The following is a 22352-nucleotide window of genomic DNA, read 5'->3' as shown; positions in this document are numbered from 1 at the left end:
GGAAAACATGGCAACGGTACTCACGCCCGAACAGGCTGTCGAACAATCCCGCGCCGCGGCCGAAGCCGCCCAGCGCGCGGCCGACGTGGCCCAGGCCATCGCCGATCAGGTGGCGGTCGCGGCGGCCACCGTCACCCACGGCGCGGTCGACCCGACGGTCTTCCGCCTCGCCATCTTCGTGCTCGCCATCTTCGTGGGCTACTACGTGGTCTGGCAGGTGACGCCGGCGCTCCACACGCCGCTGATGTCGGTCACCAACGCGATTTCCTCGGTCATCGTGGTCGGCGCGCTCCTGGCGGTCGGCGTCAGCGTCGCGCCCGGCCTCGGCGAGGGGCCGATCTGGGCGCGGGTGCTCGGCTTCATCGGCCTGATCCTCGCCTCGATCAACATCTTCGGCGGCTTCCTGGTGACCCAGCGCATGCTCGCCATGTACCGGAAGAAGGGTTGAGGCCATGTCGGCGAATCTTGCCTCGATCCTCTATCTCGTCTCGGGCGTCCTCTTCATCCTGGCCCTGAGGGGCCTTTCCCATCCCACCACGTCCCGGCAGGGCAACCTCTTCGGCATGGTGGGCATGGGGATCGCGATCCTCACGACCCTGTTCGTGCAGCCGCCGGACGGGTTCGGCGGCTGGCTGCTGGTGATCCTCGGCCTCGGCATCGGCGGCGGCATCGGCGCCGTGGTCGCCAAGCGGGTGCCGATGACGGCCATGCCCCAGCTGGTCGCGGCCTTCCACTCCCTGGTCGGCCTCGCGGCGGTCCTGGTGGCGGCGGGCGCGCTCTATGCGCCGCAGGCCTTCGGCATCGGGACGGTCGGTACGATCCACGGCGGCTCGCTGTTCGAGATGTCGCTGGGCGCCGCCATCGGCGCCATCACCTTCACGGGCTCGGTCATCGCCTTCCTGAAGCTCGATGGGCGCATGTCCGGCAAGCCGATCATTCTGCCGCAGCGTCACCTGCTCAATATCGGCCTAGCCGTCCTGCTTCTGGTGCTGATCGCCACCTTCATGAGCACCGAGAGCCACGCCGCATTCTGGCTCATCGTGCTGGTGTCCTTCGTGCTGGGCGTGACTCTCATCATCCCCATCGGCGGCGCCGACATGCCGGTCGTGGTGTCGATGCTCAACTCCTATTCCGGCTGGGCGGCGGCCGGCATCGGCTTCACCCTGGGCAATCTCGCGCTCATCATCACCGGCGCGCTGGTCGGCTCCTCGGGCGCGATCCTGTCCTACATCATGTGCAAGGGCATGAACCGCTCCTTCATCTCGGTCATTCTCGGCGGGTTCGGCGGCGAAACCGCGGGCGCGGGCGCGGTCGAGGCCCGGCCCGTCAAGCAGGGCTCCGCGGACGACGCGGCCTTCATCATGAAGAACGCCTCCAAGGTCATTATCGTGCCGGGCTACGGCATGGCGGTGGCGCAGGCGCAGCACGCTCTGCGCGAAATGGCGGACGAGCTTAAAGCCGAGGGCGTCGAGGTGAAATACGCCATTCACCCGGTGGCGGGGCGCATGCCCGGCCACATGAACGTGCTGCTCGCGGAAGCCAACGTGCCCTATGACGAGGTGTTCGAGCTCGAGGACATCAACGGCGAGTTCGCGCAGGCCGACGTGGCCTTCGTGATCGGCGCCAACGACGTGACCAACCCGGCCGCGAAGACCGACCCCCAATCGCCGATCTACGGGATGCCGATCCTCGACGTGGAGCGGGCCAAGACCGTGCTCTTCATCAAGCGCGGCATGGGCTCGGGCTATGCGGGCGTGGAGAACGAGCTGTTCTTCAAGGACAACACCATGATGCTCTTCGGCGACGCCAAGAAGATGGTGGACGAGATCCTGAAGAACCTCTGATCCGCCGACGCAGCACACATTCCTTCGGTGGGTGAGGCCGGTTTCGAACCGGCCTTATTTTTCGTGGAGTTTCCCATGGCCGTCACATTGCGCACCGCTCTGCCATCCGACCAGGACGCGGTCATCGAGCTGATCCATCGCCTCAACCTGTTCGAGGCGGACCTCGTCAGCGACCGGCGGCGGGACTACGCCGCCGCCGTCGCCTATTACGACGAGCTGCTTCAGCGCCTCGCCAAGCGGGAGGGGCGCATCGTCCTGGCGGAGGAGGGCGGCGTGGTGGTCGGCGCCATGGGCTATTCCCGCGACGAGGACGCCGCTTACGTGGTGGACGGCGTGCGCCGGCACGGCACGGTCACGGACCTGATCGTCCACGAGGAATGGCGCGGGCGCGGCATCGGGCAAATGCTTCTGAAGGAGGCCGAGCGCCTGACCCGGGAAGGGGGCATGACGCGCCTCTTCATCGGCGCACTCGTCGCCAACGAACCCGCGTGCCGCATCTACGAGACGTTCGGTTTCGAGCCCTACGTGTCGATCATGGTGAAGGATCTTTGACGGCTCCCTGAAATCGCAGGGATGTATTGCTTGCCTCCAGTCAATGAAATAAAGTTTCAATTAAGTGGCTTTTCTTCAATGGAGTTGGCATGGCAATCGCCGATCGACGTGCGAGTCTTTCCATGTGTCTCGCTCTGGCGGTGCTGCTGGGTTTCGGATCGTCAAGCTCCGGCTTGCAGGCCAGGACTGCCTCTCGCTTCCCCTCCGATGAGCGGGTCCAGGAACTGCTGGAACTGGCTCTTCGATTCATCTCACGCGCGCGCTGTGAAAACGACCAGCCTTGTAAGCCCGCGACAGAGCAGGAGATGAGAACGCCTCCCGTTGCCATGAGTCACGCGCGGGAGGCTGTTCGAACAGGTTTCCTGTCAGCTGTGGCTGAAAAATGTGGGCTCGACTACGGAGAAAAGTTCTTCCTGCCCATGATGTCCCATTTCCGTCGTTCGGTTGGGCTCAATGAGCGTCAACTTGCTATTCTGGGTCTGATGCACGGCATAGAACTTGGCTCTTCATCGAAGAGCCTTCCGAAAGATGCCTGCTCGCCTGAGATGAGGCGCCTCTTGTCGCAAGGGCGGCCCGCACTCCCATAGGCCTGGGAGGCCCTGTCCGGGTAACGCTCACGGGTCCGAAGGACCATTGCGAGTGGGAAGGACGGTCAGCTTCGGCCAGCGGGACAGCCAGTCCTTGGCGGCCAGACGCTTCCGATAGACATCCATCTTGTGCCGGAAAGCAGGCGTTGGGCGAAGGACGAGGTCGAGAAGGTCGTCCACGCCCCAGGGAGCGAGGATCTCGACCTGGCCGCCGACGAGGCGCGCCGCCACGACGGTGGCCGTCTCGGGCCAATGGGCGATGGCGTCGAGGGTGTCGCGATAGGGCCGGTCGCCGTTGCGCAGATGCATCCGGGCCTGGTTCTTGACCGACCAGGCGGGCGCGGCATCGAGACGGCGGAGGCGGTGCTCCAGGGCCGTGTCGCGGTCCCTGGCGAAATCGGCGGGATCGAAGAAGATCACGTCGATGTCGTCGAGGCGCCCCAGATCGGGCCTGCGCCCGTGCAGAGCGTCCCAGACGGCGTTGCGGACGAACCCCGCGCCGATCCAGGCGTCGGGGAGGGCGAGGCTCTCGACGAGGCCGAGGGCATGCCGAAATCCGGCTTCGCCCGCGAGAAGGTCCGCGATGTCCGCGGGCCCTCTCATGGATGTTCTCAGGCGATCAGCGGAACAGGCCCGCGACGCCGCCGCCGCCCTGGAGGCGCGACTGACCCTGGCGGGCCGTGGCGTTCGCGTTGTCGATGGCCAGCGCGCGCTGGTAGCTCTCCACGGCCTGCTGGCGGTCGCCCTTGCGCTCGAACGCGACGCCGCGCCAGGCCCAGGAATCGGCATCCTGCGCATTCACGTTGAGGGCGGCGTTGAAGTCCTCGATCGCCTTGTCGAACTCGCCCGTCGCCACGAGGCTCTGGCCGCGCGCGGCGTAGGGCGCGCCCACGAAGGGGTTGCGGTCGATGGTGGCGTCGAAGTCCAGGATCGCCTGGGCGTGCTGGCCCTGGCGCTGATAGAGCAGGCCGCGGGCATGGAGCGCCTCGGCGGATTCCGGCAGGAGGCGGATGGCCACGCTCAGGTCGTTGAGGGCTTCCTGATACTGGTTCTGGACCCGCAGGAGATTGCCGCGGCCGATATAGGCCGGGCCGTAATTGGGATCGGCCTGGATGGCGCGGGTGAAGTCGGCCAGAGCCTGGTCGTTCCGGCTCGTCTGGCGCAGGGCCAGCGCCCGGTTGGTGTAGGCCGGGGCATAGTTCGGGTCGATCTGCACCGCCTTGGTGAAGTCGGCGATGGCGCTGCTGTAGTTCCCGACGCGCGCATAGGCGGCGCCGCGGGTGTTGTAGGCGCTCGGATCGTTCGGGTTGCGTTCGATCACGCTCGACAGGGAGGCGATGTTCACTTTGCTCGTGCCCTGGGTGTCCTCCTCCACCACGGCGATGCGCTGGGCGACGCCGCGGCTCGTGGTCTCGCAGCCGGCGAGGCCGAGGGCGACAAGGGTCAGACTCAGGGGGGCAAATCGGCGAATCGATGGGGCGAACACCTTCGTCTCCAATTCTCAGGGGGAAAGGCTACTCTGCCGAGAAAACCTTAATAGCCATGAAACAGGCGGTCGGGGATCGGCCGTCAAACGAAAACAGCGCCCCGCTTGCGCAGACGGGCGCTGAATTCACAACCGATAGGCCAAACTATTTTAAGCTCAGGGCTTAGCGGGTCGGACGGGGTTTCGAAGGCAGAAGGCCTTCGCGCTGCATCCGCTTGCGGATGAGCTTGCGGGCGCGGCGGACGGCTTCCGCCTTCTCGCGGGCCTTCTTCTCAGACGGCTTCTCGTAGTGCCCGCGGAGCTTCATCTCGCGGAAGATACCCTCGCGCTGCATCTTCTTCTTGAGAGCGCGGAGCGCCTGATCGACATTGTTATCCCGGACAAGAACCTGCACGCCAATTCCTCGTGTTTGAGCCGTTTCGATTGTTGCAAAAAACAAAGGAGGCGCGTCTCGCGCACCTCTATCTGGCCGGCGGGATTATCAGAAGAAGCCTTGCCTGTCCAGGGTCTTCCGAACAAAAGCGCCAGTCGGCTAAGTCAACGGTTCAGGTTGGAAAAGGTTTCAGGCTTTTTCCGAAAAAACACGGGTCACGTGGCCCATCTTGCGGCCGGCCCTGGCTTCCGCCTTGCCGTAGAGATGGAGATGGGCCCCCGGCTCCGCCAGGATACGGTCCCAGGCCTCCACGTCGCGGCCGATCAGGTTCTGCATCTCGACCCGCCCGAGCCGGGTCGTTTCGCCCAGGGGCCAGCCGCAGACGGCCCGCACATGCTGCTCGAACTGCGACGTCACGGCCCCGCCGAGGGTCCAGTGTCCCGAATTGTGCACCCGGGGCGCGATCTCGTTGACCACGAGGCGCTCGCCCCCGTCGCCCGTGACGAGGAACATCTCGACGGCCAGGACCCCGACATAATCCAGGGCGTCCGCGATGGTCCGGGCGATGTCGACCGCCTGCTGCTCCGTGGCCGCCGAGACGCCGGCCGGGACCCGGGTCGTGTCGAGGATGTGGTGGCGGTGCTCGTTGGCGCACAGGTCGTAGGCGGCGAACTCGCCGGAGGCGGTCCGGGCCGCGACGACCGAGACCTCGCGCTCGAACGGCACGAAGCCCTCGAGGATGGACGGCGCCCGCCCCACCGCCGCCCAGGCGGCCGCGGGATCGGTCTCCGGACGGATCATGGTCTGCCCCTTGCCGTCATAGCCGAAGCGCCGGGTCTTGAGCACGGCGGGCGCGCCGATCGTCTTCAGGGCGTCGACGAGCTGCGCCTCGCCGGAGACCTCCGCAAAGGGGGCGACCGGAATGCCGAGCCCGGCGATGAACGTCTTCTCCTCCAGGCGGTCCTGGGAAACCGCGAGGGAGCGGGCATTGGGGGCGATCGGGGTATGGGCCCCGAGGATCGCGGCGGTGGCGCCGGGCACGTTCTCGAATTCGTAGGTGACCACGTCCACGGCCTTGGCGAAGCGGATCAGGGCCGTTTCGTCCTCATAGGCGGCGATGGTGTGCTCGGTGCAGACGTCGAAGGCGGGGCTGTCCTCGTCGGGGGAATAGACATGGGTGCGCAGCCCGAGCTGGGCCGCCGCCATGGCGATCATGCGGCCGAGCTGGCCGCCTCCGAGGATGCCGAGGGTGCTGCCGGGACGGACCATGGCTCAGGCCTCCGCCGCGGGGCGCTCGGCCACGCTCTCGGTCTGGCGGGTACGCCAGGCGTCGAGGCGCTGCGCGAGGGCCTCGTCGTGCAGGGCGAGAACCGCGGCGGCGAGCAGGGCCGCGTTCACGGCGCCCGCCCGGCCGATGGCGAGGGTGCCCACGGGAATGCCGGCCGGCATCTGCACGATGGAGAGCAGGCTGTCCTGGCCGGAGAGGGATTTCGACTCGACCGGCACCCCGAAGACGGGCAGGGGGGTCATGGAGGCGGTCATGCCCGGGAGGTGGGCGGCGCCGCCGGCTCCCGCGATGATGACCTGGAAGCCCTCGGCCTTCGCGCCCTTGGCGAAGGCCACCAGCCGGTCCGGGGTCCGGTGCGCCGACACGATGCGGGCGTCGTGGGGAATGCCCAGAGCCTCCAGGGTCTCGGCGGCATGCCTCATGGTGGCCCAGTCGGACTGGCTGCCCATGATGATGGCAACGGGGGCTCCCGCCATGGTGTGGCTCCGGCTCGAGAAATACGCTCAAGGCGGCATAGCGAAGGCGGCAGGGCCAAGCAAGGCCGTTGCCGCCTCGAAGGCCGGTCTTTCTCAGGCGATGATGTCGGGAGTGAGCTGGTCTTCCAGCCGGCTGATCTGGTCCTTGAGGACGAGCTTGCGCTTCTTGAGGCGCTGCACCTGCAGCTGATCGCCGGCGATGATCCCCTCCAGGGCATCGATGGCGGTGTCCAGATCGCGGTGCTCCTGCTTCAGGCGGGCCAATTCCGCTTCCAGTTCGAGCTTATCGTTCATTGGGAAATCCAGATTGCCTGTCCGCCTCCCGGCGGTCCGGCGAGATGGCGAAATTATGCTCTGAGGCATGGCCGAGAGCAAGGTGAATCCCAGCCGTTCGATACTGCGTTGCAGCATGGAATTTAGTCGGCTCTGCCTTCCGCTCGCCACACTCTGTAGGGCACAATGTCGCTGTCGGAAGATCGAATAGGAGGGACCGACATGGCCTTGCAGAACCACTTGGTGGAGCTCGAGCGCAAGCATCGGGCGCTTGAGCGCGAAATTCAGGATGCGCTGAACCATCCATCGATGGACGACACGAGACTGGTGGAACTCAAACGCAGGAAACTTCATCTCAAGGACGAAATCGCCAGGTTGCGCGACACGCGCTCGGTGGCGCACTGACCCGGAATCCTCTCCGAAACTCTCCCATCCGAAGCCGCCGTCTTCGTCCCGAAGCGGCGGCTTTTCCATGCCGGAGGCCGATCAGAGGAGCGGCATGACCCCGTCGTAGATCAGCTTGGCGCCGACCAGCACCAGCAGGACGTAGACGATGGTGTAGAACCGCTCGCCCGACACGTAGCGCACGAGCCGCACGCCCGCCCAGGTCGACGCGATGGCCAGCGGGAACAGGGCCGCGGCGGTCGAGAGATTCTCGCCGGTGAGCTGGCCCAGGGCGAAATAGGGCGGCACCTTCATCCAGTTGTTGACCGCGAAGAAGATCGCGCCCGTGCCGACGAACACGTCCCGCGGCAGCCGCTGCGGCATCACGTAGATCTGGAACGGCGGGCCGCCCGCATGGGCGATCATGCTGGTGAAGCCGGTGATCCAGCCCCAGAACACGCCCCGCGGCAGGTCGGCTTTCGTCGGCACGGGCGGCGTCTTGCGCCGCTCCACGACGATCCGGCGCAGGGCGAAGCTGACGGCGATCAGCCCGACCGCGAGCCTCACCACCGAATCGGAGACCTGCGCCGCCAGGAGATAGCCGGTGACCGTGCCGAGGATGGCGCTCGGCACCAGGATCAGCACGTTGCGGCGGTCCCAGGCGCGGCGGTAGGCCCAGACCGACACCACGTCCTGCACCAGCAGGATCGGCAGGATGATCGCGGCCGCCTGCACCGGCGACAGGACGAGGGACATGAGCGGAAGCGAGAGAAGTCCGAGTCCGGAGAAGCCGCCCTTGGCGAGGCCCAGAAGCGTGACCGCCGGAACGGCGGCGGCATAGAAAAGCGGGTCGGTGACCATGAAAACTCGCCGAAAGTCGCCGCTGACCGCGGCTTTCATGCCTGCTACCACGACAGGACATGCAAGTCTCATGCGGTGACGACAACGGGGAAACGCCATGACATCAACCCAAAGCCGCTACTACGACGCCTATGCGCAGTGGAAATCCGATCCGGTCGGCTTCTGGGAGGAGGCCGCGCGCGAGATCGACTGGATCAGGCCGGCGGACCGGATCTTCGACGCGGAGGCCGGGACCTACGGCCGTTGGTTCGCGGGCGCGCTCTGCAACACCTGCTACAACGCCGTCGACCGGCACGTGGCGACGCGGGGCGACCAGGCCGCGATCATCTACGACAGCCCCGTCACGGGAACGAAGCGGATCCTCACCTACCGGGACCTGCAGGAGGAGGTGGCGATCCTTGCCGCGGTGCTCCAGGACATGGGCGTCGCCAAGGGGGACCGGGTCGTCCTCTACATGCCGATGATCCCCGAGGCCTCCATCGGGATGCTGGCCTGCGCCCGAATCGGCGCGGTCCATTCCGTGGTCTTCGGCGGCTTCGCGCCCAAGGAACTCGCGACCCGCATCGACGATGCGCGGCCGAAGGTCGTCCTCACCGCCTCGTGCGGCATCGAGGGAGCCCGCGTGCTGCCCTACAAGCCGCTTCTCGACGAGGCGATTTCTCTGTCGGCCGCCAAGCCGGAGTCCTGCCTCGTGGTCCAGCGCCCGCAATGCGAGGCCTCGCTGGTCGAAGGCCGCGACCGCGACTGGCAGGAGGAGGTGGCGAAGGCCCGGGCGGCGGGCCGCAAGGCCGATTGCGTGCCGGTGGCCGCCACCGATCCCCTCTACGTTCTCTACACCTCGGGCACGACCGGAAAGCCCAAGGGGGTGGTGCGCGACAACGGCGGCCACATGGTCGCGCTCAAATGGACGATGCGGAACTTCTACGGCGTCGAGCCGGGGGAGGTGTTCTGGGCCGCGTCCGACGTCGGCTGGGTCGTGGGCCATTCCTACATCGTCTACGGGCCGCTGCTGCATGGCGCCACGGCCATTCTCTACGAGGGCAAGCCCGTCGGCACGCCGGATGCCGGCGCCTATTGGCGCGTCATCGCCGAGCACGGGGTCGTCACCCTGTTCACGGCGCCCACCGCCTTCCGGGCGATCAAGAAGGAGGACCCGAATGCGGAACTCCTCGAGGGCCACGACCTGTCGCGCTTCCGCGCCCTGTTCCTGGCCGGGGAGCGCGCCGATCCCGACACGATCCAGTGGGCGGAGAGGATCCTGGACGTGCCGGTGATCGACCATTGGTGGCAGACGGAGACGGGCTGGCCCGTGGCGGGCAACCCGATCGGGCTCGGGCTCCTGCCGGTCAAGTACGGCTCGCCCACGGTGCCCATGCCGGGCTACGTCCTGGAGGTGCTCGACGAGGGCGGAAAGCCGGTCCCGCCGGACACGATGGGCTCCATCGTGATCAAGCTGCCGCTGCCCCCCGGCTGCCTGCCGACCCTGTGGAACGCGGACGAGCGCTTCCGGGAGGCGTATCTCTCCGTCTATCCCGGCTATTACAGCACCTCGGATGCGGGCTACCTCGACAAGGACGGATACGTATGGGTCATGGGCCGCACGGACGACATCATCAACGTGGCCGGCCACCGGCTGTCGACCGGCGGCATGGAGGAGGTCCTCGCCTCCCACCCGGCCGTGGCCGAATGCGCCGTGATCGGGGTCAAGGACTCGCTCAAGGGCGAGGTGCCGTGCGGCTTCGTCGTCCTGAAGTCGGGGGTCGAGAAGGCGCCCCAGGAGGTCGAGACGGAGCTCGTGTCCCTGGTGCGGGAGAAGATCGGCCCCGTGGCGGCCTTCAAGCTCGCGATCACGGTAGGGCGCCTGCCCAAGACCCGCTCGGGCAAGATCCTGCGCGGCACCATGAAGAAGATCGCCGACGGCGAGTCCTGGTCCATGCCGGCCACCATCGACGATCCGGTGATCCTCGACGAGATCGGGGAAGCGTTGAAGCAGAGGGGGCTGGCGGGATGAGGTTCTCCGACCTCCGGCAAGGAGACGGCGCCCGCTTTCGGGAGCAAGGATGAAAGCCGCCGAGTCCGGGCGAGGGGCGCCTTCGCCGTGCGAGACGCGGTTTTTCCCTCTCCCTTGCGGGGGGATAGCTGCTTCAGCAGCCTGGTGGGGGGCGCAAAATCGGAGCCCGACGCATCCTTCAGGAGACCGGGAGGCCGAGACGGAGCCGGTTCGGGTAACTCGCACCCGGTCATCCCACCCCCACCTCCACCTCCTCCCCGCAAGGGGGAGGAGAGCACGGCAGCGCCTCAGGCGGACTCGGGCAGGCCGAGATCGCAGGGAAGGGCCTGGGGGACGCCGCGACACGGCGGCCCGCAAGAAAAAGGCCCGGAGCGATCCGGGCCTTTTCGCATCCTACTCTTCGTCCTCGTCGTCCGAGCGCCGGAGCTGCTTGAGCTTGGCGAAGACCGAGTTGACGTCGATCTCCTCCTCCTGCGCCGGCTTCGGGCGGCTCATGTCGGCGAAGGGCTCGTCGCGGGGAGCGGGGGCCGTCGAGACCTCGGCCGGCATCAAGGTGCCGCCGGTCTCCTGCGGTTCCACCTGCGGACGGTCCTTGGCGGCGCGCTGCACCTCGAAGTCCAGGTCGATCTGCGAGCACAGGCCGAGGGTGACCGGGTCCATGGGGGTCAGGCTCGCCGAGTTCCAGTGGGTGCGCTCGCGGACCTGCTGGATCGTGGTCTTGGTCGTGCCGACCAGACGCATGATCTGCGCGTCCTTGAGCTCGGGATGGTTGCGCACGAGCCAGAGAATGGCGTTCGGTCGGTCGTGGCGGCGGGAGACCGGGGTGTAGCGCGGCCCCTTCTTGACCCGCTTCTGCTCCGGCAGCTTCACCCGCGACTCGGCCATCTTCAGGCGGCGGTCCGGATCCTCTTGCGCCTTCTCGATCTCCTCGCGGGTCAGCTGGCCCGTGGTGATCGGATCGAGGCCCTTGATGCCCGTGGCGACTTCCCCGTCGGCGATGCCCTTCACCTCGAGGGGGTGGAGCTTGCAGAAATCGGCGATCTGCTCGAACGACAGCGAGGTGTTCTCGACGAGCCATACGGCTGTCGCCTTCGGCATCAGCGGTCCCTGGGACATGGGCGAATCTCCTTCAAGCCGGGCGCCGTTCTTGGGCGCCGCACGGCAAAACTCTCTTGCGCTCCGAACCGGCCGGGCCGGAGCATCTCGTCTCACGTTGTGAGGGAAACGGGTGGATTATAGTTATCGTGCCCCGATGTTGCAAATTTAAATGCCGGTCCCGGGCGGGTTCGCGCGCGCCCCGGCAGGGCTGGGGCGAAGGAAATCCGGGCGCTTCCACGGCGCGGGCGGCCCGGCGCCGGTGCGGGCGTGTCAGGAATTCGCCTCATATCTTTCCAGCTTTGGACAAGCTGCGTGGCTATAGGCCAGCGTTGGCACGGGCCTCGCCCCGCATTAACGTCTGAGGAAATTCGTTCGGAAGGAGACCGCCATGGCTTTCGACCCCTTCGCCGAGGAACCGGCTGCGAGCGTGTCCGGGCATCAGCTGGGCCAGGACCTGTCGGTGCTGTCGATCGACGAGATCGATGAGCGCATCGCCCTGCTCCAACGGGAGATCGAGCGCCTGAAGGAGGTCAGAGCCGGCAAGGAAAGCTCCCGTGCGGCGGCGAGCGCCTTCTTCAAGCTGGGGCAGGCCTGATCCGGATTCTGTCACTGAGTTACGGTTTTTAACCCGCTCTTAAGGTTTCCAGACGATAACCATGGGTATCCAGTTTCCTCTGGATGCCGAGTGGCTCCTGTCCACTCTGTTTGACGCCTCCCTGTTATGACTTCGAGCCGCCGCTTGGCGGCTCTTTTTTCACAGAAGTGCTCTCGCTTAACCTTAACGAAGGGTTAGCAGGGCAAACGCGGCGGGCGCGCCCTATACTGATCCTCATCAGACAACATTGCATCCTCGCCGGGCTCCCTGGAGAGAGGATCAGAGCCATTGGGAGGCGGTGGGTGAGCGAACCCGACGTGATCATGTTTGGCGCAGGTCCAATCCGGTTTGGGCAAAGCTTCGTGAACTCCGAGGCCTTCAGGGTCCTCTTCCAGGAGGGCATGGAGCTCATCGAGGAGACGGCCGCCTATCTGGACGGGCCGGGGCGCCACGATTCCCGGCAGATGTCCCGGGAGATCAGCCTCGTCTATGCCAGCGAGAGCATGCGGCTGACCACGCGCCTGATGCAGGTCGCGTCCTGGCTTCTGCTCCAGCGCGCCGTCGCGGAGGGCGAGATGACGGCCGATCAGGCCAATCTCGAGAAGAACCGGGTCCGCCTGACGGTTCCGGAGGCGCCGACCACCGTGGCCGAATTCGAGAAGCTGCCGGAGCGCCTCAAGGACCTGATCGGCCTGGCCGCGAGGCTCCATTCCCGCATCATGCACCTGGAGAAGCTCATGTCGGAGCCGCCCGCGCCGCCGGAGGTGCCCGGGCCCAACCCCGTCACCGCCCAGCTCGGCCTTCTGGAGCAGGCCTTCTCCAAGAAATGAGACAAGAAAAAAGCCCCGCCGAAAGCGGGGCTTTTTCAGATCGGTTGGCGAAGCGGGCCACTTGCGTGGCGACGGCTTACTTCTTGCCGAACGAGATGTTGCCGAACTTCGAGTTGAAGCGCGACAGACGGCCGCCACGGTCGAGCAGCTGCTGCGTGCCGCCGGTCCAGGCCGGGTGGGTGTTCGGGTCGATGTCGAGGTTGAGCGTGTCGCCCTCTTTGCCGTAGGTCGAGCGGGTCATGTACTCGGTGCCGTCGGTCATGACGACCTTGATCATGTGGTAGTCGGGATGGTCGGTTTCTTTGCGGGCCATTGCCATAGTCCTTCTCGCGGTCAGCCAGTCCGGCTTGCCGCAGCCTGAGATCGAGCCTGTCTTGAATGATTGCGCGCCTATACCTCACTTAGAACCTTGAAACAAGCCGGTGGAAAGGTGCTAAGTCCTTGGGCATCCGAATTGTCGTACCGAAAGCGTGATGGCCGAACCTTCCCCCCGTCCGAAAGCCGCCCTTAGCTCGCTCAAGCCGCTGATCCCCTATGGTCTGGCCTACAAGGGCCGGATCGCGGCCGCCATCGCGGCCCTGATCTTCGCTTCCGGAGCGACCCTGGTGGTGCCCATCGCCGTGCGGCGGGTGGTGGATTTCGGATTCTCGGCGGAGGGCCGGGCCTATATCGACGCCTATTTCGCCGTCCTGCTCCTGGTGGTGGGAATCCTGGCCGTGGCCAGCGCCATGCGCTACTACCTGGTCATCACCCTGGGCGAGCGGGTGGTGGCGGATCTGCGCGCCGCCGTGTTCCGGCACCTGACCTCCCTCGACCCGGCCTTCTTCGACCAGACCAAGAGCGGCGAGATCGTCTCCCGCCTCACCGCCGACACCACGCAGGTCAAGGCCGCCTTCGGGGTCAGCATCTCCATCGCCCTGCGCAACGCGTTCCTGTTCATCGGCGCGGTGGTGCTCATGATCATCTCGAGCCCCAAGCTCTCGGCGCTCGTGCTGCTCGCCATTCCGGTCATCGTCCTGCCCCTGGTCATGTCCGGCCGGGCGGTGCGGCGCCGGTCGCGGGCGGCCCAGGACCGGCTGGCCGACGCCTCGGCCTATGCGGCGGAGGCCATCGGCGCGGTGCGGACCATGCAGGCCTTCGGCATGGAAAGCCGCACGTCCTCCCGCTTCGCCGCCGCCGCCGAGGACGCCTTCGGGGCGGCCCGCCTGTCGACCACCATGCGGGCCCTCCTGACCGGAACCGGCATCTTCCTGGTCTCGGCGAGCGTCGTGGGCGTGCTCTGGTACGGGGCCCAGGACGTGCTGGCCGGCGAGATGACCGGGGGGCGGCTGTCGCAGTTCGTGCTCTACGCGGTCTTCGCGGCCAGCTCCCTCGGCCAGCTCTCGGAGGTCTACGGCGAGTTGGCGCAGGCGGCAGGCGCCGCGGAACGGCTGGGCGAGATCCTGGCCGCCAAGCCCGCCGTCGAGGCGCCGAGGAACCCCAAGCCCCTGCCGGAGCCGCCCCTGGGCACCGTCGCCTTCCAGGACGTGCGCTTCGCCTATCCGACCCGGGCGGGGCAGCCGACCCTCCACGGCCTCAGCCTCACGGTCGCGCCCGGCGAGCGGGTGGCCCTCGTGGGGCCTTCCGGGGCGGGCAAGAGCACGGTCCTGCAGCTGCTGCTGCGCTTCTACGATCCCCAGAGCGGATCGGTCCTGGTCGACAATGTCCCGATCCAGCAGGCCGACCCGTTCCAGCTGCGCAGCCGCATGGCGCTCGTGCCGCAGGAGCCGACGATCTTCGCCGCCAGCGTTCTCGAGAACATCCGCTACGGCAGGCCGGACGCCACCGAGGACGACGTCCGCCGCGCCGCCGCTCTCGCGGCGGCCGACGGCTTCATCCAGGCGCTGCCGGACGGGTACGGCACCATCATCGGCGAGCGCGGCGTGACGCTCTCGGGCGGCCAGCGCCAGCGCCTCGCCATCGCCCGCGCGATCCTGAAGGACGCGCCCATCCTGCTCCTGGACGAGGCCACGTCGGCCCTGGACGCGGAAAGCGAACGCAAGGTGCAGGCCGCCCTGGAGCGCCTCATGGAGGGCCGCACCACCTTGGTCATCGCCCATCGCCTGGCGACGATTCGCTCGGCCGACCGGATCCTGGTGATGGATCAGGGCCGGATCGTCGAGGAGGGAACCCACGAAGCCCTCCTGGCCAAGAGCGGCCTCTATGCCCGCCTGGCCCGCCTCCAGTTCTTCGACGGCGAGCGCAGTCAGGCGGCTGAATGATCCGGTTGAACCGATGACCGTCTTGCCGGTTGAGTCAGGGCCGGCACCATGCCGGCTCATTCATCCCGGGAGAGGGATCATGATCGGCAACCTGAGCAAGCGGCATCCTCAGGATTCGGCCCGCATCGACATCCACGAGGATTGGGAGGTCCGCTATTGGTCCGACCGATGGCAGGTTTCCCGCCGTCAGCTGATCGATACCGCCAAAAGAGTCGGCTTCCAGGTGAGCGAGGTCGCCAAGGCGCTCGGCAAGAGCGCCTGAGCCGTCCCGCGCCTCAACGTTCCGTCAGCTTCAGCTCGATGCGCCGGTTGCGGGCATAGGCCTCTTCGGTCGTGCCCGGATCGATGGGCTGGTACTCGCCGAAGCCAGCCGCGAGCAGGTTGCGCGGATCGACGCCCCGGGCCACCAGCGCCTGGACGACGGCGATGGCGCGCGCGGCGGACAGAGCCCAGTTCGACGGGAACTGCGCGGTGGCGATGGGGCGGTTGTCCGTATGGCCGTCGACCCGGACCACCCACGGAATGTCCGGCGGGATCTCCCGCGCGACTTCCAGGAGGGCGCTGGCGATCCGGTCGATCTCGCCGGCGGCTTCCGGGCGCAGCACGGCCTGACCGGCCGGGAAGAGCACCTCCGACTGGAAGACGAAGCGGTCGCCGACAATGCGCACGTCCTGGCGGTTGCCGAGGATCTGGCGCAGGCGGCCGAAGAAGTCGGAGCGGTAGCGGGCGAGTTCCTGCACCCGTTGGGCGAGGGCGATATTGAGGCGGCTGCCGAGATCGGCGATGCGGGCCTGGCTCTCCCGGTCCCGGCTCTCGGAGGCGGCGAGCGCGTCCTCCAGCGCCGCGAGCTGCTGGCGCATGGCGGCGATCTGCTGGTTGAGGATCTCCACCTGGCTCAGGGCCCGCGACGTGGTCTGGCGCTGGGCCTCCAGTTCGGTGTTGAGTTCGGTCGCCCGCTGCTCGGCCACGCCTCCGCTGTCGATGAGACCCTGGAGGCGGGCCCGCTCGGCCTCGTTCGCCTGCAGGGTGGTCTGAAGGGCGTTCAGGTTTTCCTCGACGGTGCGCCGGCTCGAACGTTCGAGGGAGAGGAGATCGGTCAGTTCGGCGATCTGCCGGTTCAGCCGGTCGAGCACCGTGTCGCGGCTCGACAGCTCCCGGGAGAGGAAGAACTGCCCGACCATGAAGACGGAGATCAGGAACACGATGGCGAGAAGCAGGGTCGACAGGGCGTCGACGAAGCCGGGCCAGTAGTTGATCGTGCCCTGGCGCCCGCGTCTGCGGCCTCCGGTGCTGGAAATCGCCATCAGGACAGCCTTTCACGGGCCAAGCGGTCGAGAACCTGCTTGAGCTCCTTCTCGCGTGCGGCTTGAGCCTCCACCCAGTCGCGGATCAGCTGCTGCTCCGCCCGCATGTGCTGGACGAGACCCTGAACGCCCTCGGCCAGGTTGGCCATGGCCTGGGTCGAGGCCCGCCCGCCGGCGCCGTCGTTGACCGCGGAGGTCAGCCGGTTGAGGGCCACGGCGAGGTCGTTCGGGTTTCCGGAGCGGGCGGGCATGTCCGCGCCCGTATCCATGGTGGAGGTGGCAAGCCAGTCCTCGAGCTCGGTGTAGAACCGGCTCTGGGCCTGACCGGCCTGAAGGTCGAGGAAGCCCAGGACCAGGGAGCCGGCGAGGCCGAAGAGGGAGGCCGAGAAGGCGAGGCCCATGCCCTGGAGCGGACCGGCCAGGGCGGTCTTCAGCTCGTCGAAGAGCACGGCCGCGTCCTGGCCGGTCCTCAGAGAGCCGATGATTCGCCCGACCGAACCCACGGTCTCGATCAGGCCCCAGAAGGTGCCGAGCAGGCCGAGGAAGACCAGCAGGCCCGCCAGGTAGCGCACGATCTCGCGGCTCTCGTCCAGGCGCGCGCCGATGGAATCGAGCAGCGAGCGGGTCGCCGTGACGGACAGGAGGGAGCGGCTCGACCGGTTGCCGATGAGCGCGGCCATGGGGGCGAGCAGGACCGGGGAGGTGGGCGCCACGAGCCCTTCCTCGGTCTGCCGGATGGTGTTGACCCAGCGCACCTCCGGGAACAGGCGCCAGACCTGCCGGATCGCCAGGACGATGCCGATGGCCATGACGCCCATGATCAGGGCGTTCAGGCCCGGATTGGCCAGGAAGGCGTCCCAGATCTGCCGATAGAGGATGAAGGCGACAAACCCCGCCAGAACCAGAAAGACCGCCATGCGGATGAGATAGATCCGCGGTGGGGTAAGGGGTTGATCGGCCATCGTTATCCTGCTCGCTGGTGCTTCGAGACCGTTCTACTGTGACCGCGCCGGATCGTGGGATCAAGCGTGGCTGCGGATCTCGGCGCCTTGGCGAACAGAAATATCAGCCTTTCGCCTGCTTCAAGAGCTTGAGCAGCTCGCGATGCACGATTTCGTTCCCGCAGGCGACCGATTTCTTGCCCAGGGGATCGCTGCCGCCATCCGCGTCGGAGATGAATCCGCCCGCCTCGCGGATCATGAGGATGCCCGCCGCGATATCCCAGGAGTTGAGGCCGCGCTCCCAGTAGCCGTCCAGGCGTCCGCAGGCCACGTAGGCCAGGTCGAGCGCCGCGGCGCCCCAGCGGCGCATGCCGCCCACGTGGTTCATCACCGTGGCGGCCTCTCTCAAGAACAGGCCGTGATCGCCCTTGCCGATATGCGGCAGGCCGCAGGCGAGGACCGCGTCCGCCATGTCCATGCGCGCCGCCACGCGGATGCGGCGGTTGTTGAGAAAAGCGCCCTTGCCCCGTTCCGCGATGAACAGCTCGTCCTTGGCCGGGTCGTAGATCACGCCCGCCACGATCTGGCCGTCGCGCTCCAGGCCCACCGAGAGGGCGAAGTGAGGCAGGCCGTGCAGGAAGTTCGTGGTGCCGTCGAGCGGGTCGATGTGCCAGCGATGATCCGGATCCGTGCCCTGGACGACGCCGCCTTCCTCCATCACCAGGCCGTAGCCGGGGCGGGCCTTCTCCAGGGTCTCGCGCAGGATCTTCTCCGCCTTGCGGTCGGCGGCCGAAACGAAATCCCCCGGGCCCTTGCGGGAAACCTGCAGGTTCTCGACCTCGCCGAAGTCGCGCTTGAGGGAGCGCGAGGCCTTCATCACGGCATCGGTCATGACGGTCATGAGGGGCGAGCGGATCATGCGGTGGGGTCCTGGACAAGGGGCTTCTTAGAGGGGACGTGGCCGGGTGGACCACGGGAGGGTTCGAACGTCAAGCGACTCTAGAATCTACCGCATCCCGAGACGTTCCGCCGCGAGGCGTTCGGCACGCTGCCGGTCTTCGGCGCTCAGGTCCTTGAGGGCGTCGTCGAGCCAGGGATCGGTCAGGCCCTGGGCCGCCGCCAGGATGTGCCAGGCGGCGGCATCGACCTTGTTCTGCGGGACGCCGCGTCCGGCGGCCAGGAGACGCGCCAGCCGGTTCTGGGCGATGGCATTGCCCTTCGCCGCAGCGCGACGGAAATAACGGGCGGCCTGGGATTCGCTCGCTGTGACGCCGTCGCCGTTGAACAGCAGGATCGCGTATTCGACCTCGCCCACCGAGCTACCGTTGTCGGCGGCGCGCTTGAAGAGCCGGGCCGCCTCGGCGGCATCCTGCTCGACGCCCCTGCCTTTGAGGTAGAGGACCCCGAGGGCGTGCTGCGCGTCCGGAATCTCGCTCTGGGCCGCCCGGCGGAGCAGTTCGGCCGCCCGCTTGACGTCCTGTTCCGTGGCGCTGGACAGGAGCAGGAGGGCGAGGTTGTGGCTCGCCACCGGGTTGCCCTTGGCGGCGGCCTTTTCCAGCCAGTCGCGGCCCTGGGCGGGATCCCGGTCCATGCCGCGTCCCTCGAGGGCCATGAGGCCCAGCGAGGCCATGGCGTTGGCGTCGCCCCGCTCGGCGGCCAGCCGGTACCATTCGGCGGCCTTGCGCGGGTCGGCCCCGACGCCGAGACCCTGGTTGTAGAGCTCGCCCAGCAGCGTCATGGCGGCGGCATCGTCCCGGTTCCTGTCCAGGCGCTGGGTCGCCTCCTGAAAGGCGGCCCGGTACAGGCCGCGCTGGAAGGCTCCGTAGGCGAGGTCCGGCTCCGCCGCGTGAGCCGTCGCGGCGAGGGCCAGGAAGGCCGCGGATGCGAGAAGGCGGAAAAGCCGCATCAGCGCACGGCCTCCTCGGTGCCGATGGCGGCGACGGCCGCTTCCACGCCCTTGGCGGGGCCGTCCGGATGGGACCAGACCGCATCGCCGACGGCGATGAACTCGGCCTGGGTGGCGACGAGGGCCGGAATCGCGTCCAGGCTCGGGGCATAGGCGGCGCAGGGCGTCTCGAAGATCTCGGCCCACCAGCCGGCGCGCTCCACCACGCTCTCCAGGGAAGGGAGGGACCCGTCCGGGCGCGGCTCGCCGAAAAGCAGGTAATCGACGCCGGCCTCGCCGAAGGTCATGGCGTCGTCCTTGGTGCGGATTCCGCCGACGCCGAGGGCGCGCTCGCCCTTGAGACGCTCGCGCAGCTCGCGGATGCGGGCCGGGCTGCCCTGGGCATGGACGCCGTCCGCCCCGCCCCGCGCCGCGATGGTGGCGAGATCCGCCTCGCCCTCGACGGTGACGATCAGCGCCGCCCCGTGGTCCTGGACGGAGGGGGCCAGAGCCTTGACCTGGTTGATCAGGGAGCGCTCGTCGGCGGATGCCAGCCGCAGCAGCACGGCGGCCACGGTCCCGCCCGCGCAGGCTTCCGCGAGACGGGGCGCGAAGGAGGCGTCCTCCAGGACGGGCGTGATGAGGTAGAGACGGGCAGCGGGCTCGGCCATGGTCCACGGTTCGTGAGAGTTTTTTCAGACGGCTATGCCAATAACGAAAACGGGGCCGTCTTGCGAGGCCCCGTTTCTCTTATGCGAATGAGGCGAAAGCCTGATCGCTTACTCTGCGGCCTGCTTGGTCGCCCCGAAGGTCGGGTCGAGCTCGCCGGAAGCGTAGCGCTTGGCCATCTCGGCGAGGGTGTAGACACGCTTGATCTTCGAGGCCTGACCGGCGGTGTTGAACTCCTGCAGGCGCTGCCTGCAGAGCTTCGTCATCGCCTCCATGGCCGGCTTCAGGTACTTGCGCGGGTCGAACTCGCCGGGGTTCTCGGTCAGGACCTTGCGGATCTGGCCGGTCATCGCCATGCGGTTGTCGGTATCGATGTTGATCTTGCGCACGCCGTGCTTGATGCCGCGCTGGATCTCCTCCACCGGCACGCCCCAGGTCGGCTTCATCTGGCCGCCGTACTGGTTGATGATGTCCTGCAGCTCCTGCGGCACGGAGGAGGAGCCGTGCATGACGAGGTGCGTGTTCGGGAGCTTGGCGTGGATCTCCTCGATGATGTTCATCGCCAGGATCGCGCCGTCGGGCTTGCGGGTGAACTTGTAGGCGCCGTGCGAGGTGCCCATGGCGATGGCGAGTGCGTCGACCTTCGTCTCGGCCACGAACTTCACGGCCTCGTCCGGATTGGTCAGGAGCTGGTCGTGGGAAAGCTTGCCCTCGGCCCCGTGGCCGTCCTCGGCCTCGCCCATGCCGCTCTCCAGGGAGCCCAGCACGCCGAGCTCGCCCTCCACCGAGATGCCGCCGAGATGGGAAATCTCGACCACCTTCTTGGTGACGCCGACATTGTAGTCCCAATCGCCCGGGGTCTTGCCGTCGGCCTTCAGCGAACCGTCCATCATGACCGAGGTGAAGCCGGCCTGGATCGCCGTCATGCAGGTGGCGGGCTCGTTGCCGTGGTCGAGATGCACGCAGACCGGGATGTGCGGGTAGATCTCGGTGACGGCGTCCATCATGTGCTTGAGCATGACGTCGTGGGCATAGGCCCGGGCGCCGCGGCTCGCCTGGATGATCACCGGCGCGTCGACCTCGCTGGCCGCCGCCATGATGGCGAGCGCCTGCTCCATGTTGTTGATGTTGAAGGCAGGCACGCCGTAGCCGTGCTCGGCGGCGTGGTCCAGAAGCTGCCTCAGGGTAATGCGCGCCATGTCTTCCTCCTTATTGGTCTTGCTCTTTAAGTGCGGCGAAGCTGAACCGGGGCTTAAGCCTTCAGGGCTTCGACGCCGGGCAGCGATTTTCCTTCGAGCCACTCCAGGAAAGCGCCGCCTGCGGTTGATACATAGGTGAAGCTTTCCGATACGCCAGCGTGGTTGAGCGCCGCGACCGTGTCGCCGCCGCCCGCCACCGAGAGCAGCTTGCCGGCCTTGGTGCGCTCCGCCGCGTGGCGGGCCGCCGCGACCGTGCCCTGGTCGAAGGGCGCGATCTCGAAAGCGCCGAGGGGGCCGTTCCACACCAGCGTCGCCGCGTCGTTGATCGCCGCGCAGACGCGTTCGACGGATTGGGAACCCACGTCGAGGATCATCTGGTCCTCGGGGATGGCATCGATGCCGTAGGTGTGGTTCTCCGCGCCGGCCTTGAACTCGTAGGCGCAGACGCCGTCCACCGGCAGGATGATGGCGCAGTTGGACTCGCGCGCCTGCTCGATGATGCGCAGCGCCGTCGCCGCCAGGTCCTTCTCCGCAAGGGACTTGCCGACGCCCAGCCCCGTGGCGTGGACGAAGGTGTTGGCCATGCCGCCGCCGATCACGAGGGCGTCGACCTTCTTCACCAGGTTTTCGAGCAGGTCGATCTTGGTCGAGACCTTGGCGCCGCCCACGATGGCGACCACCGGGCGCTTGGGCGCTTCGAGGCCCTTGGTCAGGGCCTCCAGCTCCGCCTGCATGGTGCGGCCGGCATAGCTGGGAAGCGCGCGGGCCAGACCTTCCGTTGAGGCATGGGCCCGGTGCGCGGCCGAGAAGGCGTCGTTGACATAGATGTCGCCGAGCTTCGCCAGCGCCTCGACGAAGGCCGGATCGTTCTTCTCCTCACCCGCATGGAAGCGGGTGTTTTCGAGGAGAAGCACGTCACCGTCCTTCATAGTGTTCACGGCCCGGGCGGCCGCATCGCCGATGCAGTCGTCCGCGAAGGCAACCGGCTTGCCCAGGTGGCTCTGCACCGCCTCCGCGACGGGCTTCAGGGACTCCTTGGGATCGCGGCCCTTGGGACGTCCGAAATGCGCGAGAAGGATGACCTTCCCGCCTTTCTCGGCGATCTCCTGGATGGTGGGCAGGACGCGCTCGATGCGCGTCGCGTCCGTCACCCGGCCGTTCTCCATCGGGACGTTGAGATCGACCCGGACGAGAACGCGCTTGCCCTTGACGTCGGCCTGATCGAGCGTGCGGAAGGCGGTCATGGTCCATCAACCCTGGTTCAGAGGTGCTGTGCGGAAAGCGATCACCCATAGAAAGATGACCGCAATCAGAGGGACGAAAGCCAAGATCGAGAGGTACTTAGAGATCCCGGCTTGAGGGAGAAGCCGCCAAAAGGCGATGACATTGATGATGCATGTAAGGATTATGATCCAATGCCAGATACTTGCTCCCC

At 67.2% G+C, this 22352-nt stretch carries 26 protein-coding genes; 10 read left to right on the top strand and 16 right to left on the bottom strand.

Translation table 11 applies throughout. The annotated features are described in order from the left end of the window. Nucleotides 1-7: 7 nt before the first annotated feature. The 4 genes from LGR44_RS18980 (at nucleotide 8) to LGR44_RS18965 (ending at nucleotide 2983) form a co-directional block, all read left to right on the top strand. Nucleotides 8-448 (top strand): proton-translocating transhydrogenase family protein, encoded by a 441-nt coding sequence (locus LGR44_RS18980; RefSeq protein WP_226742285.1) that lies wholly within the window; start codon nucleotides 8-10, stop codon nucleotides 446-448. A gap of 4 nt (nucleotides 449-452) precedes the next feature. Next, on the top strand, nucleotides 453-1844 hold the full coding sequence (locus tag LGR44_RS18975; RefSeq protein ID WP_226742284.1) for an NAD(P)(+) transhydrogenase (Re/Si-specific) subunit beta: 1392 nt from the start codon (nucleotides 453-455) through the stop codon (nucleotides 1842-1844). A gap of 75 nt (nucleotides 1845-1919) precedes the next feature. After that, the gene (locus LGR44_RS18970) at nucleotides 1920-2396 is read left to right on the top strand and encodes a GNAT family N-acetyltransferase (RefSeq protein WP_226742283.1); all 477 of its coding nucleotides are present in this window, start codon (nucleotides 1920-1922) and stop codon (nucleotides 2394-2396) included. Between the two features lie 89 nt (nucleotides 2397-2485). Continuing rightward, nucleotides 2486-2983 carry a hypothetical protein gene (locus LGR44_RS18965; protein ID WP_226742282.1) on the top strand — a complete coding sequence of 166 codons (498 nt, stop codon included), beginning with the start codon at nucleotides 2486-2488 and terminating at the stop codon, nucleotides 2981-2983. Nucleotides 2984-3010: 27 nt separating this feature from the next. Here LGR44_RS18965 and LGR44_RS18960 read toward each other — a convergent pair whose 3' ends face one another. The 6 genes from LGR44_RS18960 to LGR44_RS18935 all read right to left on the bottom strand — a co-directional run bounded on the left by LGR44_RS18960 (nucleotide 3011) and on the right by LGR44_RS18935 (nucleotide 6900). Then, a complete protein-coding gene (locus LGR44_RS18960; protein ID WP_226742281.1) occupies nucleotides 3011-3586 on the bottom strand; it encodes a nucleotidyltransferase family protein in 576 nt (191 codons plus the stop codon). 16 nt (nucleotides 3587-3602) lie between these two features. Beyond that, nucleotides 3603-4469 (bottom strand): tetratricopeptide repeat protein, encoded by an 867-nt coding sequence (locus LGR44_RS18955; protein WP_226742280.1) that lies wholly within the window; start codon nucleotides 4467-4469, stop codon nucleotides 3603-3605. 163 nt (nucleotides 4470-4632) lie between these two features. After that, on the bottom strand, nucleotides 4633-4863 hold the full coding sequence (gene rpsU, locus LGR44_RS18950) for a 30S ribosomal protein S21 (RefSeq protein ID WP_009763401.1): 231 nt from the start codon (nucleotides 4861-4863) through the stop codon (nucleotides 4633-4635). Between the two features lie 168 nt (nucleotides 4864-5031). Next, nucleotides 5032-6111, bottom strand: coding sequence for a 5-(carboxyamino)imidazole ribonucleotide synthase (locus LGR44_RS18945; RefSeq protein WP_226742279.1), 1080 nt, complete (start codon nucleotides 6109-6111; stop codon nucleotides 5032-5034). A gap of 3 nt (nucleotides 6112-6114) precedes the next feature. After that, nucleotides 6115-6606 carry a 5-(carboxyamino)imidazole ribonucleotide mutase gene (gene purE / locus LGR44_RS18940; RefSeq protein ID WP_226742278.1) on the bottom strand — a complete coding sequence of 164 codons (492 nt, stop codon included), beginning with the start codon at nucleotides 6604-6606 and terminating at the stop codon, nucleotides 6115-6117. Between the two features lie 93 nt (nucleotides 6607-6699). Next, the gene (locus tag LGR44_RS18935; protein WP_226742277.1) at nucleotides 6700-6900 is read right to left on the bottom strand and encodes a YdcH family protein; all 201 of its coding nucleotides are present in this window, start codon (nucleotides 6898-6900) and stop codon (nucleotides 6700-6702) included. Nucleotides 6901-7101: 201 nt separating this feature from the next. On the opposite strand from LGR44_RS18935, the gene LGR44_RS18930 reads away from it, so the two are divergent. Then, nucleotides 7102-7284 carry a YdcH family protein gene (locus tag LGR44_RS18930; RefSeq protein ID WP_226742276.1) on the top strand — a complete coding sequence of 61 codons (183 nt, stop codon included), beginning with the start codon at nucleotides 7102-7104 and terminating at the stop codon, nucleotides 7282-7284. 81 nt (nucleotides 7285-7365) lie between these two features. On the opposite strand, the gene LGR44_RS18925 is transcribed toward LGR44_RS18930, so the two are convergent. Beyond that, the gene (locus LGR44_RS18925) at nucleotides 7366-8124 is read right to left on the bottom strand and encodes a sulfite exporter TauE/SafE family protein (protein WP_226742275.1); all 759 of its coding nucleotides are present in this window, start codon (nucleotides 8122-8124) and stop codon (nucleotides 7366-7368) included. 97 nt (nucleotides 8125-8221) lie between these two features. Here LGR44_RS18925 and LGR44_RS18920 point away from each other — a divergent pair, with 97 nt between their 5' ends. Beyond that, entirely contained in the window at nucleotides 8222-10135 is a 1914-nt protein-coding gene (locus LGR44_RS18920; protein WP_226742274.1) for a propionyl-CoA synthetase, read from the top strand. 393 nt (nucleotides 10136-10528) lie between these two features. Here LGR44_RS18920 and LGR44_RS18915 read toward each other — a convergent pair whose 3' ends face one another. Next, nucleotides 10529-11251, bottom strand: a complete 723-nt coding sequence (locus tag LGR44_RS18915; RefSeq protein ID WP_226742273.1) for a DUF1013 domain-containing protein — start codon at nucleotides 11249-11251, stop codon at nucleotides 10529-10531. A 370-nt stretch (nucleotides 11252-11621) separates the two neighbouring features. On the opposite strand from LGR44_RS18915, the gene LGR44_RS18910 reads away from it, so the two are divergent. Together LGR44_RS18910 and rcdA are read left to right on the top strand one after the other, a co-directional pair. Next, nucleotides 11622-11828, top strand: coding sequence for a DUF1192 domain-containing protein (locus LGR44_RS18910; RefSeq protein ID WP_226742272.1), 207 nt, complete (start codon nucleotides 11622-11624; stop codon nucleotides 11826-11828). A 323-nt stretch (nucleotides 11829-12151) separates the two neighbouring features. Then, complete coding sequence (gene rcdA, locus LGR44_RS18905) at nucleotides 12152-12658, top strand: protease adaptor protein RcdA (protein WP_226742365.1); 507 nt, start codon at nucleotides 12152-12154, stop codon at nucleotides 12656-12658. A 76-nt stretch (nucleotides 12659-12734) separates the two neighbouring features. On the opposite strand, the gene rpmE is transcribed toward rcdA, so the two are convergent. Beyond that, nucleotides 12735-12971 carry a 50S ribosomal protein L31 gene (gene rpmE, locus LGR44_RS18900; protein ID WP_226742271.1) on the bottom strand — a complete coding sequence of 79 codons (237 nt, stop codon included), beginning with the start codon at nucleotides 12969-12971 and terminating at the stop codon, nucleotides 12735-12737. 160 nt (nucleotides 12972-13131) lie between these two features. Here rpmE and LGR44_RS18895 point away from each other — a divergent pair, with 160 nt between their 5' ends. Beyond that, complete coding sequence (locus tag LGR44_RS18895; protein ID WP_226742270.1) at nucleotides 13132-14919, top strand: ABC transporter transmembrane domain-containing protein; 1788 nt, start codon at nucleotides 13132-13134, stop codon at nucleotides 14917-14919. 79 nt (nucleotides 14920-14998) lie between these two features. Beyond that, complete coding sequence (locus LGR44_RS18890) at nucleotides 14999-15181, top strand: DUF3606 domain-containing protein (protein WP_226742269.1); 183 nt, start codon at nucleotides 14999-15001, stop codon at nucleotides 15179-15181. A 13-nt stretch (nucleotides 15182-15194) separates the two neighbouring features. Here the strand turns inward: LGR44_RS18890 and LGR44_RS18885 are convergent, their stop codons facing one another. The 7 genes from LGR44_RS18885 to LGR44_RS18855 form a co-directional block, all read right to left on the bottom strand. After that, entirely contained in the window at nucleotides 15195-16223 is a 1029-nt protein-coding gene (locus tag LGR44_RS18885; protein WP_226742268.1) for a peptidoglycan -binding protein, read from the bottom strand. Further along, a complete protein-coding gene (locus LGR44_RS18880) occupies nucleotides 16223-17185 on the bottom strand; it encodes a flagellar motor protein MotA (RefSeq protein ID WP_226742267.1) in 963 nt (320 codons plus the stop codon). Before LGR44_RS18880 ends, LGR44_RS18885 begins: the two co-directional genes overlap by 1 nt. 103 nt (nucleotides 17186-17288) lie before the next feature. Beyond that, nucleotides 17289-18083, bottom strand: a complete 795-nt coding sequence (locus LGR44_RS18875) for an inositol monophosphatase family protein (RefSeq protein WP_226742266.1) — start codon at nucleotides 18081-18083, stop codon at nucleotides 17289-17291. Between the two features lie 87 nt (nucleotides 18084-18170). Continuing rightward, the gene (locus LGR44_RS18870; protein WP_226742265.1) at nucleotides 18171-19070 is read right to left on the bottom strand and encodes a tetratricopeptide repeat protein; all 900 of its coding nucleotides are present in this window, start codon (nucleotides 19068-19070) and stop codon (nucleotides 18171-18173) included. Beyond that, entirely contained in the window at nucleotides 19070-19720 is a 651-nt protein-coding gene (locus tag LGR44_RS18865; RefSeq protein WP_226742264.1) for a thiamine phosphate synthase, read from the bottom strand. Before LGR44_RS18865 ends, LGR44_RS18870 begins: the two co-directional genes overlap by 1 nt. A 108-nt stretch (nucleotides 19721-19828) precedes the next feature. Beyond that, nucleotides 19829-20917: a class II fructose-bisphosphate aldolase gene (gene fba / locus LGR44_RS18860; protein ID WP_226742263.1), complete on the bottom strand. Its 1089-nt coding sequence runs from the start codon at nucleotides 20915-20917 to the stop codon at nucleotides 19829-19831. A 53-nt stretch (nucleotides 20918-20970) separates the two neighbouring features. Next, nucleotides 20971-22161 carry a phosphoglycerate kinase gene (locus tag LGR44_RS18855; protein ID WP_226742262.1) on the bottom strand — a complete coding sequence of 397 codons (1191 nt, stop codon included), beginning with the start codon at nucleotides 22159-22161 and terminating at the stop codon, nucleotides 20971-20973. Nucleotides 22162-22352 lie beyond the last annotated feature (191 nt).

The organism is Microvirga lenta, from assembly GCF_020532555.1.
In the GTDB taxonomy this organism is placed as follows: Bacteria; Pseudomonadota; Alphaproteobacteria; order Rhizobiales; family Beijerinckiaceae; genus Microvirga; species Microvirga lenta.
This window is presented reverse-complemented; position numbering and strand designations above follow the sequence as displayed.